This window comes from Streptomyces klenkii (genome assembly GCF_003626645.1).
Classification (GTDB): Bacteria; Actinomycetota; Actinomycetes; order Streptomycetales; family Streptomycetaceae; genus Streptomyces; species Streptomyces klenkii.
Window position 1 is genome coordinate 86,413 of the sequence record NZ_RBAM01000018.1, and the last position, 12,059, is coordinate 98,471.

15 protein-coding genes are annotated in these 12,059 nt (G+C 74.4%); 7 read left to right on the plus strand and 8 right to left on the minus strand.

Features of this window, described 5'->3' with window-relative positions; genetic code table 11:
- Nucleotides 1-123: 123 nt before the first annotated feature.
- The 4 genes from D7231_RS30165 to D7231_RS30180 all read right to left on the minus strand — a co-directional run bounded on the left by D7231_RS30165 (nt 124) and on the right by D7231_RS30180 (nt 3,558).
- Nucleotides 124-858: a class F sortase gene (locus tag D7231_RS30165; protein WP_120758782.1), complete on the minus strand. Its 735-nt coding sequence runs from the start codon at nt 856-858 to the stop codon at nt 124-126.
- Nucleotides 859-878: 20 nt separating this feature from the next.
- Nucleotides 879-1,550: a hypothetical protein gene (locus tag D7231_RS30170; protein ID WP_120758783.1), complete on the minus strand. Its 672-nt coding sequence runs from the start codon at nt 1,548-1,550 to the stop codon at nt 879-881.
- Between the two features lie 157 nt (nt 1,551-1,707).
- Nucleotides 1,708-2,490, minus strand: a complete 783-nt coding sequence (locus D7231_RS30175) for an HAD-IIA family hydrolase (RefSeq protein WP_120758784.1) — start codon at nt 2,488-2,490, stop codon at nt 1,708-1,710.
- A 213-nt stretch (nt 2,491-2,703) separates the two neighbouring features.
- Nucleotides 2,704-3,558, minus strand: a complete 855-nt coding sequence (locus D7231_RS30180) for a hypothetical protein (RefSeq protein ID WP_120758785.1) — start codon at nt 3,556-3,558, stop codon at nt 2,704-2,706.
- Nucleotides 3,559-3,793: 235 nt separating this feature from the next.
- On the opposite strand from D7231_RS30180, the gene D7231_RS30185 reads away from it, so the two are divergent.
- The gene (locus tag D7231_RS30185; protein WP_120758786.1) at nt 3,794-4,006 is read left to right on the plus strand and encodes a DUF5988 family protein; all 213 of its coding nucleotides are present in this window, start codon (nt 3,794-3,796) and stop codon (nt 4,004-4,006) included.
- 2 nt (nt 4,007-4,008) lie between these two features.
- Nucleotides 4,009-4,452: a hypothetical protein gene (locus D7231_RS30190; RefSeq protein WP_120758787.1), complete on the plus strand. Its 444-nt coding sequence runs from the start codon at nt 4,009-4,011 to the stop codon at nt 4,450-4,452.
- A gap of 67 nt (nt 4,453-4,519) precedes the next feature.
- Here D7231_RS30190 and D7231_RS30195 read toward each other — a convergent pair whose 3' ends face one another.
- Nucleotides 4,520-5,629 carry an ROK family transcriptional regulator gene (locus D7231_RS30195; protein WP_120758788.1) on the minus strand — a complete coding sequence of 370 codons (1,110 nt, stop codon included), beginning with the start codon at nt 5,627-5,629 and terminating at the stop codon, nt 4,520-4,522.
- A gap of 77 nt (nt 5,630-5,706) precedes the next feature.
- Here D7231_RS30195 and D7231_RS30200 point away from each other — a divergent pair, with 77 nt between their 5' ends.
- The 3 genes from D7231_RS30200 to D7231_RS30210 all read left to right on the plus strand — a co-directional run bounded on the left by D7231_RS30200 (nt 5,707) and on the right by D7231_RS30210 (nt 8,116).
- A complete protein-coding gene (locus D7231_RS30200; RefSeq protein WP_120758805.1) occupies nt 5,707-6,861 on the plus strand; it encodes a Gfo/Idh/MocA family protein in 1,155 nt (384 codons plus the stop codon).
- Complete coding sequence (locus D7231_RS30205) at nt 6,858-7,340, plus strand: heme-degrading domain-containing protein (protein WP_120758789.1); 483 nt, start codon at nt 6,858-6,860, stop codon at nt 7,338-7,340. The genes D7231_RS30200 and D7231_RS30205 overlap by 4 nt, the downstream gene beginning before the upstream one ends.
- Before the next feature lie 119 nt (nt 7,341-7,459).
- Nucleotides 7,460-8,116, plus strand: coding sequence for a hypothetical protein (locus tag D7231_RS30210; RefSeq protein WP_120758790.1), 657 nt, complete (start codon nt 7,460-7,462; stop codon nt 8,114-8,116).
- Nucleotides 8,117-8,123: 7 nt separating this feature from the next.
- Here the strand turns inward: D7231_RS30210 and D7231_RS30215 are convergent, their stop codons facing one another.
- Entirely contained in the window at nt 8,124-9,287 is a 1,164-nt protein-coding gene (locus tag D7231_RS30215) for an AAA family ATPase (protein WP_120758791.1), read from the minus strand.
- Between the two features lie 158 nt (nt 9,288-9,445).
- On the opposite strand from D7231_RS30215, the gene D7231_RS30220 reads away from it, so the two are divergent.
- Together D7231_RS30220 and D7231_RS36615 are read left to right on the plus strand one after the other, a co-directional pair.
- Nucleotides 9,446-9,835 (plus strand): PPOX class F420-dependent oxidoreductase, encoded by a 390-nt coding sequence (locus D7231_RS30220; protein WP_241999995.1) that lies wholly within the window; start codon nt 9,446-9,448, stop codon nt 9,833-9,835.
- Nucleotides 9,836-9,956: 121 nt separating this feature from the next.
- Entirely contained in the window at nt 9,957-10,382 is a 426-nt protein-coding gene (locus D7231_RS36615) for a hypothetical protein (protein WP_158673835.1), read from the plus strand.
- Between the two features lie 42 nt (nt 10,383-10,424).
- Here D7231_RS36615 and D7231_RS30230 read toward each other — a convergent pair whose 3' ends face one another.
- Both D7231_RS30230 and D7231_RS30235 read right to left on the minus strand, forming a co-directional pair.
- Nucleotides 10,425-10,856 (minus strand): hypothetical protein, encoded by a 432-nt coding sequence (locus D7231_RS30230; protein WP_147449815.1) that lies wholly within the window; start codon nt 10,854-10,856, stop codon nt 10,425-10,427.
- A gap of 566 nt (nt 10,857-11,422) precedes the next feature.
- Nucleotides 11,423-11,836 carry a hypothetical protein gene (locus tag D7231_RS30235; protein ID WP_120758794.1) on the minus strand — a complete coding sequence of 138 codons (414 nt, stop codon included), beginning with the start codon at nt 11,834-11,836 and terminating at the stop codon, nt 11,423-11,425.
- Nucleotides 11,837-12,059: the final 223 nt, after the last annotated feature.

The following is a 12,059-nucleotide window of genomic DNA, read 5'->3' on the forward strand; positions in this document are numbered from 1 at the left end:
GGTGTCCCCACGCCCCCACGGGACATGACCGGTCCCTGCAATGCTGGCACACCCCGGTGCCGAACCGTGTGTGATCTGTGGATGACGGGGAGTCAATTCGCCCGGTCGGCCCACCCCGTACGCTCATCGCCGTACGAGCGCGGCCGGCGTCCTGGGCCCCTTCGGCCCGGTCGCACCGGTCAGGTAGGCGGAGACGACGACGTTCGCGCTGTACGAGCGGCGGGCGCGGTCGAAGTCGCCGCCGCAGGTGATCAGGCGTAGTTCGGCGCGTTTGCCGTCGCGCGGCCCGTAAGCCTTGGCGGGGTCGAAGCGCTCCTTCGTGAAGACGGAGACGTCCTCGACGGTGAACTCGGCGGTGGTGCCGTCCGCGCGGCCGACGCCGAGGGTGTCGCCGGGCTTGAGGCTGCCGAGGTCGTAGAAGACGGCGGGCGCGTCGTCGGTGTCGACGTGGCCGACGAGGACGGCGGCGCCGGGTGCGCCGGGCTGCGGCCCGCGGCGGTACCAGCCGACGGTGCCGGCTTCGGCGTACGGGGGCGGGTCGACGGCGCCCGCCGGGTCGAGCCCCCTGGCCTCGACGGGGGCGTCCACGCCCAGGGCCTTGATGGTGAGGGAGCGGGGCGGGGCCGGAGGGAGGGGCGCGCGGGCCGGGGGCAGCGGGTCGGCGAGCGGGCGGCCGGCCGCGGCGACATCACCGGCGGTGGGGGTGACGGAGGAGCCGTGGCCTTCGGTGATCTCGCGCCCCCACAGCCACAGGCCGAGCAGCAGGGCGACCCACACCGCGCCCGTCAGGAGCCGGCCGCGGCCGCCGGTGCGGGTGGCCGGCCCGGGGTCGGGCTCGGGTGATGCGGGTTCGGGCATGGCCTGGGGGTCGCTTTCCCTCACTGCTGCCCGGAGGACCGCTGGGCGGCCTCGGTGCGGCGCCGGTGCCAGATCAGGCCGGTGGCGATGAGCGCCGTGATGCCCGCCAGGACGAGGCCGGGGGTGCCGGGGGCGTTCTCGGCCGCGGTGCCTCCGCCGCCCGCGGGGACGGGCGCCACGGGGGCGGGCGGCTCGTGCGGCGCCTGCTGCTGCGGCTGCGGGTGGACGGCGGGCCTGCTGTCCATCGCGCGCTCCCGGTCCTGCTGCTTCCGGTCCTGCTGCGGCGACTGCGAGGGCAGCGCCACCTGCTCGTGGGCGTGCGTGACCGGCAGGGGCTTGCCGTGCGGGACGACGGTCAGCTTGCCCTCGGCCACCGCGTCCTCGCCGTCGCACGTGACCCGTACGGGGTAGACGCCGGGGTCCACGGACGAGCGGACGGCCGCCGCGGCGAACAGCCCGGCCGAGTCCCTGGCGAGCCGGGCGTCGGAGACGAACGCCTCGGAGGCGGCGGTGGCCCGGTCGCCCGAGCAGCCGGCGACGCGCAGCTGCACCTGGCCGCCGGGGTGGCTGCTGACGGCGGTGAGTTCGATCGTTCCGGACATGGTGGCGGGCTCGTCGTCGGCGTGCGCGAGGGGCGCGCAGACGGCGACGGCCGCGAGAGCACCGCACAGGGCAAGGCGGGCAGAGTCCATGGTGAACCTCCTGACAGTCAGAGATTCACCTGCTGTTCCCGGCGGGCGCATCCGCTCCGTGGGCGGGTTGCTCCGTTCGGTGCCGGACGGGGCCCGTTCAGATCAGGGGCTGTTCGGATCGGGGGCCGGCGTCAGGCGATCCGGATCCGACCCGGCGTCAGACGATCAGGTCGACCAGGTCCGCGATCGAGTCGGCGACCTGGGAGGGCCGGAACGGGTGGCGGTCGATGTCCTCGGGCCGGGTCAGCCCGGTCAGGACGAGGAAGGTCCGCATGCCCGCCTCCAGGCCGGCGAGGATGTCGGTGTCCATCCGGTCGCCGATCATGGCGCTGCCCTCGGAGTGCGCGCCGATGGCGTTGAGCCCGGCCCGCATCATCAGGGGGTTGGGCTTGCCGACGAAGTACGGCTCGCGGCCGGTCGCCTTGGTGATCAGCGCGGCCACGGAGCCGGTGGCGGGCAGGGGGCCGCCGGCGGAGGGGCCGGTCTCGTCGGGGTTGGTCGCGATGAAGCGCGCGCCGCCGTTGATGAGCCGGATGGCCTTGGTGAGCGCCTCGAAGGAGTAGGTCCGGGTCTCGCCCAGGACGACGTAGTCGGGGTCGGCGTCGGTGAGGACGTAGCCGATGTCGTGCAGGGCGGTGGTCAGACCCGCCTCGCCGATGACGTACGCGGTGCCGCCGGGCCGCTGGTCGTCCAGGAACTGGGCGGTGGCCAGCGCGGACGTCCAGATGTTCTCGACGGGCACGTCCAGCCCGATGCGGGCGAGGCGGGCGTGCAGGTCACGGGCGGTGTAGATGGAGTTGTTGGTCAGGACGAGGAAGGGCTTGCCGGATTCTCTGAGCCGCTTGATGAAGGTGTCGGCGCCCGGGACGGGGATGCCCTCGTGCATCAGGACACCGTCCATGTCGGTCAGCCAGGACTCGATCGGCTTGCGCTCTGCCATACGGGGACTCCTGCCGTACGCGCCCGCTTCGCGGGGCTCGGGGACGCCGGGTCGCACCTCTTCGTGCCACGGCTCGTGTCTCCAGCGTAGACACGTCCGGGCGACGTCCCGGTGACGGCTGCGCCTCGGGCGGCTCACGGCCCCCGGAAGCCCCTCGGCAACCACGGAACCTCTGGCGTCTCTGAGGCCCCTGCCTCCCCCGGAGGCAGACCTTCAGCGCCCCGAGCGCCGCGCCCCCACGATCAGGGACGCCCCGGCGAGGAGCAGCGCGCCGGCCGCCGCCGCGATGGCGAGGAGGGGGCGCTGGGAGCCCGTGTCGGCCAGCAGGGGCTGCTCGCCGTCGTCGGCTCCGCGCTTGGCGGGGGCGCCCGCACGGGCGGGGGCCTTGCCGATGCCGAACGTGTAGTCGTTGGACTCCCCCACCCACTCGCCGTCGTCGCCGCGCCGCTGCACGGCGGTGATGTTGGCGGTCACGGGCCCTTCCGGGGCGCCTTTGGCGAAGGCCAGGCGGACGCGTACGGGCACGCTGCCGTGCGCGGGGACGGAGAAGCCGCCGAAGCCGGGGGCGGCCGCGGCGCGTGCGGAGCGGTCCGCGCGGCCGGCGGCGCCCGGGGCCGTGCCGTTCGGCGTGCCCCTCGGGGCCGTACCGCTCGGGGTGCTGCTCGGGGCCGTGCCGTCGAAGACGCCGACGTTCTCGGCCTCGTCGGTCCGCTCGAAGCGGACGGGGCGCCAGCGATCCGCCCCGGCGTCGTAGAAGTCGAGCCGGATGTCGCCCGGCTCCAGCGCGCGGCCGCGGTCGGCGAGGACCGCGACGGGGTGCACGGCGCGGCACTCGGCACCGGAGTCGTTGCGCAGTTCCAGCCGCCAGGCGCGGGGCGCGGCGCCGCGCTCGTACGACTCGGGGCCGCCGCTCAGCTTCGCGGCGATGGGGAAGTCGGGGGTGCCGGGGGCGGCGCAGCGGGGGCGGACGGGTTCCGGGCCGGCCGCCGGGTGCGCGGGGGCGGGGGCCGCCGTCGCCAAGATCGCGAGCGCGGTGGCGCCGAGGACGAGCGCACGGGGCTTGGGCATCGCGGGACCTTTGCGGTGGTCGGGTCTGTTGCCGGTGCACGGTCAGGTGCCGGTGCACGGTCAGGTTGCTGCCTGCCTCGAACCTCCCACCGCCCGCTCGCGGGTCCCGGCCCGGCGCGGTCGCGTACCCCGACCAGCCGTCACATACCGCCCGATGAGCCTATTTTCGTGTCATCCGAGTGGAGCCGGTGCGCCTGGCCGTGCCGGGCGGGCGCGGCTCGGTCAGGATCGGGGCATGGCCACTGCTGATGCTGAGAAGTGCGTCCTCCAGGGCGGGCCGGAGGGCCTCCCGGAGCACATCGTCCCGGTCCCGGCGCCGGGCGAGGACGTGAAGGTGCCCTTCCGGGGCGGTTACGAACATTTCCGGGCCACCTCACGGCAGTGGGACACGCCCGGGGGCCGGTTGCCGGTCTACGAGTGGTCGGGCCGCACGGAGGCGGCGGAGTAGCGGTGGCGGAGGAGCGCGGCGGCGGGAGCGAGGCGCAGCACCCGCGGAGCGGGGACGACGCCGAGACGTACCGGAGGAACCCCCTCAAGAGCCTGGCCGGCCTGCCCCTGGTCGGGGACCTGCTGGAGCCCTTCCTGGGGCACTACCCCGGCAAGGACCTGCCCGCCCTCTTCTCGGCGCCGCACTTCCGCGGCCGGTGGGAGGAGCTGGACCCCGGCACGTACGAGCGCGGCGGGCCCGTACGGTCCGTGCTGGTGCCCTCGCGGCGCTGGCGGCCGGGCAAGGGGCCGCAGCCGCGGTGGGCGGTCACGCTGTACACCGGCCCGCAGGGGACGGGGACGAGCATGCGGTTCGAGGAGGGCGACGACGCCTCGGAGCTGGAGGAGCTGTTCGCCGTACGGGTCGCGTCGGTCAGGGTCGAGCGGTTCCTGGGGACGGGTGAGTGAGGGGCGGGTTCGGGGGAGGCGGGTTCGGGATAGACGGCTGCGTGAGGGGCGGGTTCGGGAGAGGCTGCTACGGCGAGTGTGTGAGGCCGGCCTTCGGCAGTCCGGACAGCCGGTCGCGCCCGAACAGCGAGGCCAGGACGAGCTCCGCGGCCCCTTCGACGACGGTGCGGTCCCCGGCCGGGGTGACGGCCACCGGGGCGGCGGCGCCGAGCACGTCCCGCACTCCGGCCGCGTAGGTGGCGGCGTCCTTCAGGAGCGTGCCGCCGCCGAGCAGCACGAGGTCGATGTCCAGCAGGCGTACGAGGTTGGCGGCGCCGGTGCCGAGCAGCCGGGCCGCCTCCGCGACGTCACCGCGGGCGACGGCGTCCAGGCACAGGACCTCGATGCAGCCGCGGTCGCCGCAGGGGCACAGGGGGCCGTCCAGCCGGAGGACCTGGTGGCCGAACTCCCCCGCGCCGGTCCGCGCGCCCCGGTGCACCGCGCCGCCCAGCACGAGGCCGGCGCCCAGGCCCGTGCCGAGGTGGAGGTACGCGAAGGAGCCGGCCGGGCCGGCGCAGCCGCGGAGCACGAGGCCGAGGGCGGCGGCGTTGGTGTCCTTGTCGACGACGACGGGCAGGCCGAGCCGCTCGGCGAGCGCGTCGCGCAGCGGGAAGCCGTCCCAGCGGGGGAAGCCGGTGACGCGGTGCAGGACGCCGGTGCGGTGGTCGAGGGGGCCGGGGAGGGCGACGCCCGCGCCGAGGAGGGAGCCGCCGGCCTCGGCCCGTACGCGCGCGGCCTCCGCCGTGACCGCCGCCAGGACCGTCTCCGCGCCCGCCCCGAGGTCGAGGGGGGACGTACGGGTCACGACCTCGGCCCCCGACAGGTCGACGAGGGTGACCGTCAGGGCGTCGCGGTCGAGGTGCACGCCGATCGCGTGCGCCGCCTCCGGCATCAGGCGCAGGGCCGTGGCGGGCTTGCCGCCCGTGGACGCCCGGCGCCCCGCCTCGGCGGCCAGGCCCGCGACCCGCAGCCGCCCGGTGATCTTGCTGACCGCCTGCGGGGTGAGGCCCGTGCGGTCCGCCAGCTCGGCCCGGCTCGCGCCGGCCGGCCCGGCGTCGCGCAACAGGCCGAGGACGAGGGCGGTGTTGTGGTCGCGGAGGGCGGCGAGGTTGGCGCCGGGGGCGGGCGAGCTGTTCACGGGTCCATTGTCGCCGCCGCTTGCAGTTTCGCAACAGCGTTGCCAAAGTGGAGGGCATGAGCGAGGGCATGGACGGCATGAACAGTGACAGCGGGACGGGCGGAGCGGGCGGGACCGGTGGGACCGGCGGGGCTGCCCCGGACGGCGGCTCCGGCGGCTTCCGGGTGGGCCTGATCGGCTACGGGCTGGCGGGCTCCGTCTTCCACGCCCCGCTCATCGCCGCCACGGACGGTCTCGTCCTCGACACCGTCGTCACCGGCAACCCCGACCGGCAGCGGCAGGCCGCCGCCGAGCACCCCGGGGTGCGGGTGGTCGCGAGCAGCGACGCCCTCTTCGAGCGCGCCGCGGAGCTCGACCTGGTGGTCATCGCCTCCCCCAACAAGACCCACGTGCCGCTGGCCCGTGCCGCCCTCGAAGCCGGCCTCCCGGTCGTCGTCGACAAGCCGCTCGCCGCGACGGCCGCCGAGGCCGAGGCGCTGGCCGGCCTGGCGGAGGAGCGCGGCCTGCTGCTGAGCGCCTTCCAGAACCGCCGCTGGGACAACGACTTCCGCACCGTGCAGCAGCTCCTGGCCGACGGCGCGCTCGGCACCGTCCTGCGCTTCGAGTCCCGCTTCGAGCGCTGGCGGCCGCAGCCCAAGGGCGGCTGGCGCGAGTCCGGCGACCCGGCGGAGATCGGCGGCCTCCTCTACGACCTGGGCAGCCACGTCGTCGACCAGGCCCTCGCCCTCTTCGGCCCCGCCACGGCCGTCTACGCGGAGGCGGACGTGCGCCGCCCCGGCGCGGAGGCCGACGACGACACGTTCATCGCCGTGACGCACGCGAACGGCGTCCGCTCCCACCTGTGGGTCAGCGCCACCACGGCCCAGCTCGGCCCCCGCTTCCGGGTGCTGGGCAGCGCGGCGGGCTACGTGAAGTACGGCCTGGACCCGCAGGAGGCCGCCCTCCGCGAGGGCCTGCGCCCCGGTGCCGGCAGCTCCGGCTGGGGCGTCGAACCGGAGTCCCTCTGGGGCCGCCTCGGCGCCGGCGAGTCCCCCCAGACCGGCGGCGGCGACCCCGTACCGACGCTCCCCGGCGACTACCCCGCCTACTACGCGGCGATCGAGACGTCCCTGCGCACGGGCGCCGAACCCCCGGTGACGGCGCGGGAAGCGGCGGCGGCGCTGCGGGTGCTGGAGGCGGCGCGGCTGTCGGCGGACGAGGGGCGCACGGTGCGGATCGGGGAGGCCGGATGAGCTCCGGAGCGCCCGAAGTATCCGAGGTGGCGGCCCTGGAAGAGGACGAACGCCGCCTGGCCCTGGACCGCTTCGGCAACGACGACGCCTGGCGGCTGGGCAGCCTGCTCGCCGGCCTGGCCCGGGAGCGGGGCGCGGCGGTCACGATCGGCATCCGGCGGGGCGCGCAGCAGCTCTTCCACTGCGCGCTGCCGGGCACGTCCGCGGACAACGACGCGTGGATCGCGCGCAAGTGCCGCGTGGTGGAGCGGTACGGGGAGTCGTCGTTCCTGGTCGGGGCCCGCTTCCGCGCCAAGGGCCGCACGTTCGAGGAGTCCTCCCGGCTGGACCCGGACCACTACGCGGCCCACGGCGGCGCGTTCCCGCTGCGTGTACGGGGCACGGGCGTGGTGGGCGCGGTCGCCGTCTCGGGCCTGGCCCAGGCGGAGGACCACGCGCTGGTGGTCGAGGGCTTGGAGCGGTTCCTGGCGGAGTCCTGACGGCCCCGCACCCCGAGGGTTCCGTCAGGGCTTCCGTCAGGGCGTGCTCAGGGCATTCTCAGGGCGGTCTCGGGGCGATCACCGATGAACCTCGCCGTCCCGCGGCGGAGGATCGGAGCATGACCCAACGCGCCCCGGGACGGCCGGCATTCACCCCGCTGACCCGCTTCTCCCTCGTCGCCGCCCCGGCGCTCCTCGCCGTCTACGGAACGGTCCGGCTGCTGTCCCGCTCCGGTGTGCCCGGACCGGGCTGGACCGCGGGCCACCTGGCCCTCTTCCTCGGCCTGGCCCTGTTCGGGCCGGTCTTCGCCGGCCTGCGCCGCCTCGCCCCGGCCGGTTCCGCGGTGCGGCGCCGCGTGGCCGCCGTCAGCACCGTCGTGGCCCTCGCCGGCCTCGCCGCCTCCCTCGCACAGACGGCCGTCGACCTCGTCGTGGGCTTCCGGGCCGCGGACGGCGCGGAGATGAGCGAGCTCTTCGGGCAGGTCCAGTCGCACGCCGCCGTCAAGCTCGTCGTCTACTCCGCCGGCCCCCTCCTCTTCTACGTGGGCCTGCTCGCCCTCGTCGGGTCGCTCGTCACCCGCCGGGGCCCCGTCACCGGCTGGACGCTGGGCGCGATATGCCTCGGCACCGTCGTCATGGGCGTGAGCCTCGACCTGCTGCCGGCCGGCAGTGCGCTCTTCCTCCTGGCGCTGGCCCCGTTGAGCCGGACCGGCAGCGCCGCCCTGCCGACTCCTGGCGGACATCCCGTCGACAGCCCCGCACGCACCCGGACCTGATCGCCGGTCAGCGCTTGGGCCAGTGCCAGAGGGGCTCGTCCAACATGCTCTCGCGGCCCGCGACCTCCGTCTCCCCGAGGGCGTTCTTGACGAGGGCGATGGGGTTGACGTCGATGCGGTGGCGGCCGGCGCCGCGGCCGAGGGCCTCCGCCAGGCCCGGCGCGTGCGTCACCACCACGACCTGGGTGTCCCGCGCCGCCGTCAGGATCAGGTCGGCCAGCGGGCCCAGCAGGTCCGGGTGCAGGCTGGACTCCGGCTCGTTGAGGACGAGGAGCGCGGGCGGGCGCGGGGTGAGCAGCGCCGCCGTCCACAGCAGATAGCGCAGCGTGCCGTCGGAGAGCTCGGCCGCGCCGAGCGGGCGCAGCAGCCCGCGCTGGTGCAGCTTCAGCTCGAACCGGCCGCCCTCACTGACGATCTCCGCCTCGCTGCCGGGGAACGCCGCGTCCACGGCGGCGTCCAGCGCCTCGCGGTCGCCGATCTCGCGGATCGTCTGGAGCGCGGCCGCGAGGTCCGCCCCGTCGTGCCCGAGCACGGGGGTGCGGGTGCCGATCTGCGCGCTGCGGGCGGGCGCGTGCGCGTCGGTCCGCACGTGGTCGTAGAACCGCCAGGACCGCATGTGCTCGCGCAGCCGCAACAGGTCGGGGGCGAGCTGCGGGTCGGCGAGCTCGCTGAGCATGCTGTCGTAGGGGCGGACGGAATTCACGGAGCTGTGCCACGTGCCCTGCGCGGTGCGGGTGCGGACGGCGGGGCCGGAGCGGTCCGAGAGCAGGGCGGCCGGGCGCAGCACGGGCCCGGCCCAGGTGCACTCCCGCTTGATCTCCGGGTCCAGGTTGAACATGGACGGCGCGCCCGTGCTGCCCGAGGTCGGTATGGGGTGCCCGAAGTCGACCGCGTACCCGAACTCGTCCCCCGCGAAGCCGAGCCGGAGGCTCGCCGCCGGCGAGCGCCCCGAGCCCTTCCGCTCCCCCGCCCACAGCGTGGACGCCAGCCCGCCCTCCCGCGCCAGCGCCGCGACAGCCCCGCCCCGCGCCGAGTCGGCCAGCAGCCGCAGGGCGCGGTAGAGGCTGGACTTCCCGGTGGCGTTGGCTCCCGTGATCACGTTCAGCCGTCCCAGGGGGACGATGAGGCGGCGCAGGGAGCGGTAGTTCTCGACGGCGACGGTAGTGAGCATGGGACCTCTCGGGACATAGCGGTACCTAGCGGTGCATCGTTCCCACCAGTGTGCCAAGAGGCACTGACAACGCCCGTCCGGGAAGACCCCGGCCCTCCCGCCTGTTCTCTCCGAGCAGTGCACTCACGAGTGCTGAACAGAAGGGGGAGGCCGTGTCAGTGGCGTTCAACGAAGAGACGCGCGAGCTGCTGGACGGGAGGAACTTCGCGACCGTCGCGACGCTCAACCGGGACGGCGCGCCGCAGACCTCGGTGGTCTGGATCGCGCGGGACGGAGACACCGTGCTGTTCTCCACCACGGCGGGCCGCCTGAAGGCGCGCAATCTCGCCAGGGACCCACGGGTCAGCCTCACCGTGTTCGACACCGCGAACCCGTACCACTCGGTGGACATCCGCGGCACCGTGGAGCTGATCGAGGACCGGGAGAAGTCGCTTCCGCGCAGGCTCTCGCACAAATACCTCGGCGAGGACCCGCCGGCCGAGCCGGAGGAGACGCTCCGGCTGATCGTCCGGGTGACCCCTCAGAAGGTCACCGGTTTCGGCTCCTGAGGCAGGCGGCCGCCGGTGCCGAGCGCGTCTCGGCACCGGCGGCCACCCTGAGGGAATGCCGTCGCGGAGCACGCCGGAAATGAGAGAGAATCTCTCGGTTCAGTCACGTACCAGGAGATTCATGCACAAGCGTCTGCCCCTGCTCGCCATCTGTCTTACGGCCGCCGCGTTCGGCGCCTCGGCGTGCGGCCCGTCCGGCGAGAGCGAGGCGAGCGCCTCGGCGACACCGGCCGCCGCGTCCTCCGCGCCCGCGTCCGCCCCCGCCGCCGCCCCGTCCGGGAGCCCATCGGCCTCCGCGGAAGTGCGCGGGCTGACAGGGCTGCCGGCCAAGCTCTACCTCAAGACGATCCGGGACAACGCTCCGGATCTGGACCGCATCAGCGACGACGTTCTCGTCACTCATGGCAACGCGCTCTGCCTCGCCCAAGGGAAGGCCCTCGTCGACCAGGCCATCAAGACCAAGGAGGAACTCGGGCTCACCGGAAAGCAGGCCTCGCAGATCCTCGGCAGCGCGCACGGCGTGTGCGGCAGGAACGCGTTCAAGTAGCGCGGGAGGACTGTGCGGGGCCGGTAGGGAGCCGGTACGGGACTAGTACGTGAGCACCGGGCTCTTCACGAACTGCGCGAACTCGAAGTTCTTCCCGTTGGGGAGGATCTGGACTTCGGCCCGGTACCGGTGCCCGGCGGTCGGGTTCGGCAGGGTGTAGTGCTGGTCGACCGGCCGGTCGCACCGGCGCAGCTCACGCTCCCACTGCCAGCCGGTGGTGTCGTCGAACGCCACCAGCCGCATACGGCAGTCGTCCCCGGCCTCGGGCCAGTCGCTGCGGCCCTCGAAGAGAATGTCGCCCCCGCGCCCGCCGTCGTCGATCAGGCTCACACAGGCCTGCCGCGACGCGGGGCCGGTACAGCCGCCCCCGTCGGCCGCCGCGGCGCTACCGGCGGTGCCGGCCAGGGCGGCGCCCGCCAGGGAGAGAGCGGTCAGCGCCGATGCCGCAGCGCGCGGTAATGCACGAAGAATCATCGTTCCACCTCATATGCCGTGAGCATCCGGAAGATCCCCGGAATGGAGTGCGCTGAGCATATGAGGGTGGCGAGGTCTCGTGCACGGGGATTTTGACGCAGGGTCAGGTCAGGAGCGTCGGCTCGCTGTCCTCGCCGGGGCGACCAGAACCAGGGGGATCTCCCGGGTCGTCGCAGTGCGGCGGGCCGGACTTGCGGCCCCGGGTGGCAGGCTGCTCGACGCGCAGGAGGCGAGCCTTTCGGGGGCGGCTGACCACTGATCTGCGCCCTAGTCGTCGCCCCCGTCGCCACTGCCGCCGCCGCTGCGGCTCCGCCCGCCGGACGTCAGCAGGCTGAGCAGCACGTCAGCCACGACCGACACGACGAGCATCCAGCGAGGTACGTCGTCGTCAGTGGTTTCGTCCGGCCCGGTCATCACGACTCTTCGCCGTAGTGCCGGCGGTTCACCGGGAACGCGATTCCGTGATCAGTCACCCGCCCGAGCGTAGCGCCGCCGGTATGGGGTGGCTGGGTGGGGTGGCTGGGTGGGGCCCACCCAGCCGGTGGATTTCCGCGCCAAGCCCCCACTCAGGTGGTGCGAATGTACTCAATCCCCTCGCCCAGGTCCGCGTTGTCCGCCAGCGGCGTCAGGTGGAGCGGGGTGTGCGCGGACGTGAGGCTGACCGGGATCAGGCAGCTCGGGTCCTTGTACCCGAGCACGACGGTGCGGTCGGTGCGGTTCTTCACCGACCTGGCGGTCATGAGGCGCTCCGGCGCGTCCGCGGACGGCTTGACGATCCGCGTGCACTCGACCAGCGCCGACTTGTACACCGTCTTCTTGCCGTGGAAGCCGGGTTCCGACCAGAAGCGGATGCTGCCTGCGGTGCAATCGCTGTGCGCCACCGCGTCGTCATCGTGTGCACTGGCCGCCCCGGCCGTACCAAGTACCCCCGCGACCGCGAGGGCCACGCCGATCGCCGCCGAGGCCATGCGCTGGAACATTGCTGTCTCCTGATGGGTTGCGGTTCGGGATGACTCCCGCTGCCGGTCCGCTTGACCGCTGATCTGAGTGCGGGGTGTGGGCACTCACGCGAACGGGGGCGCTACGGAACCAACGTTGACAGCCAGGCCGCGTGCGGTTGGGGGGGTGGGGGGGGTGGGGGGGGTGGGGGGGATTGGTGGGTGGGTGCGGGTCAGAACAGGCGGACATCCGACCCCGGACGTG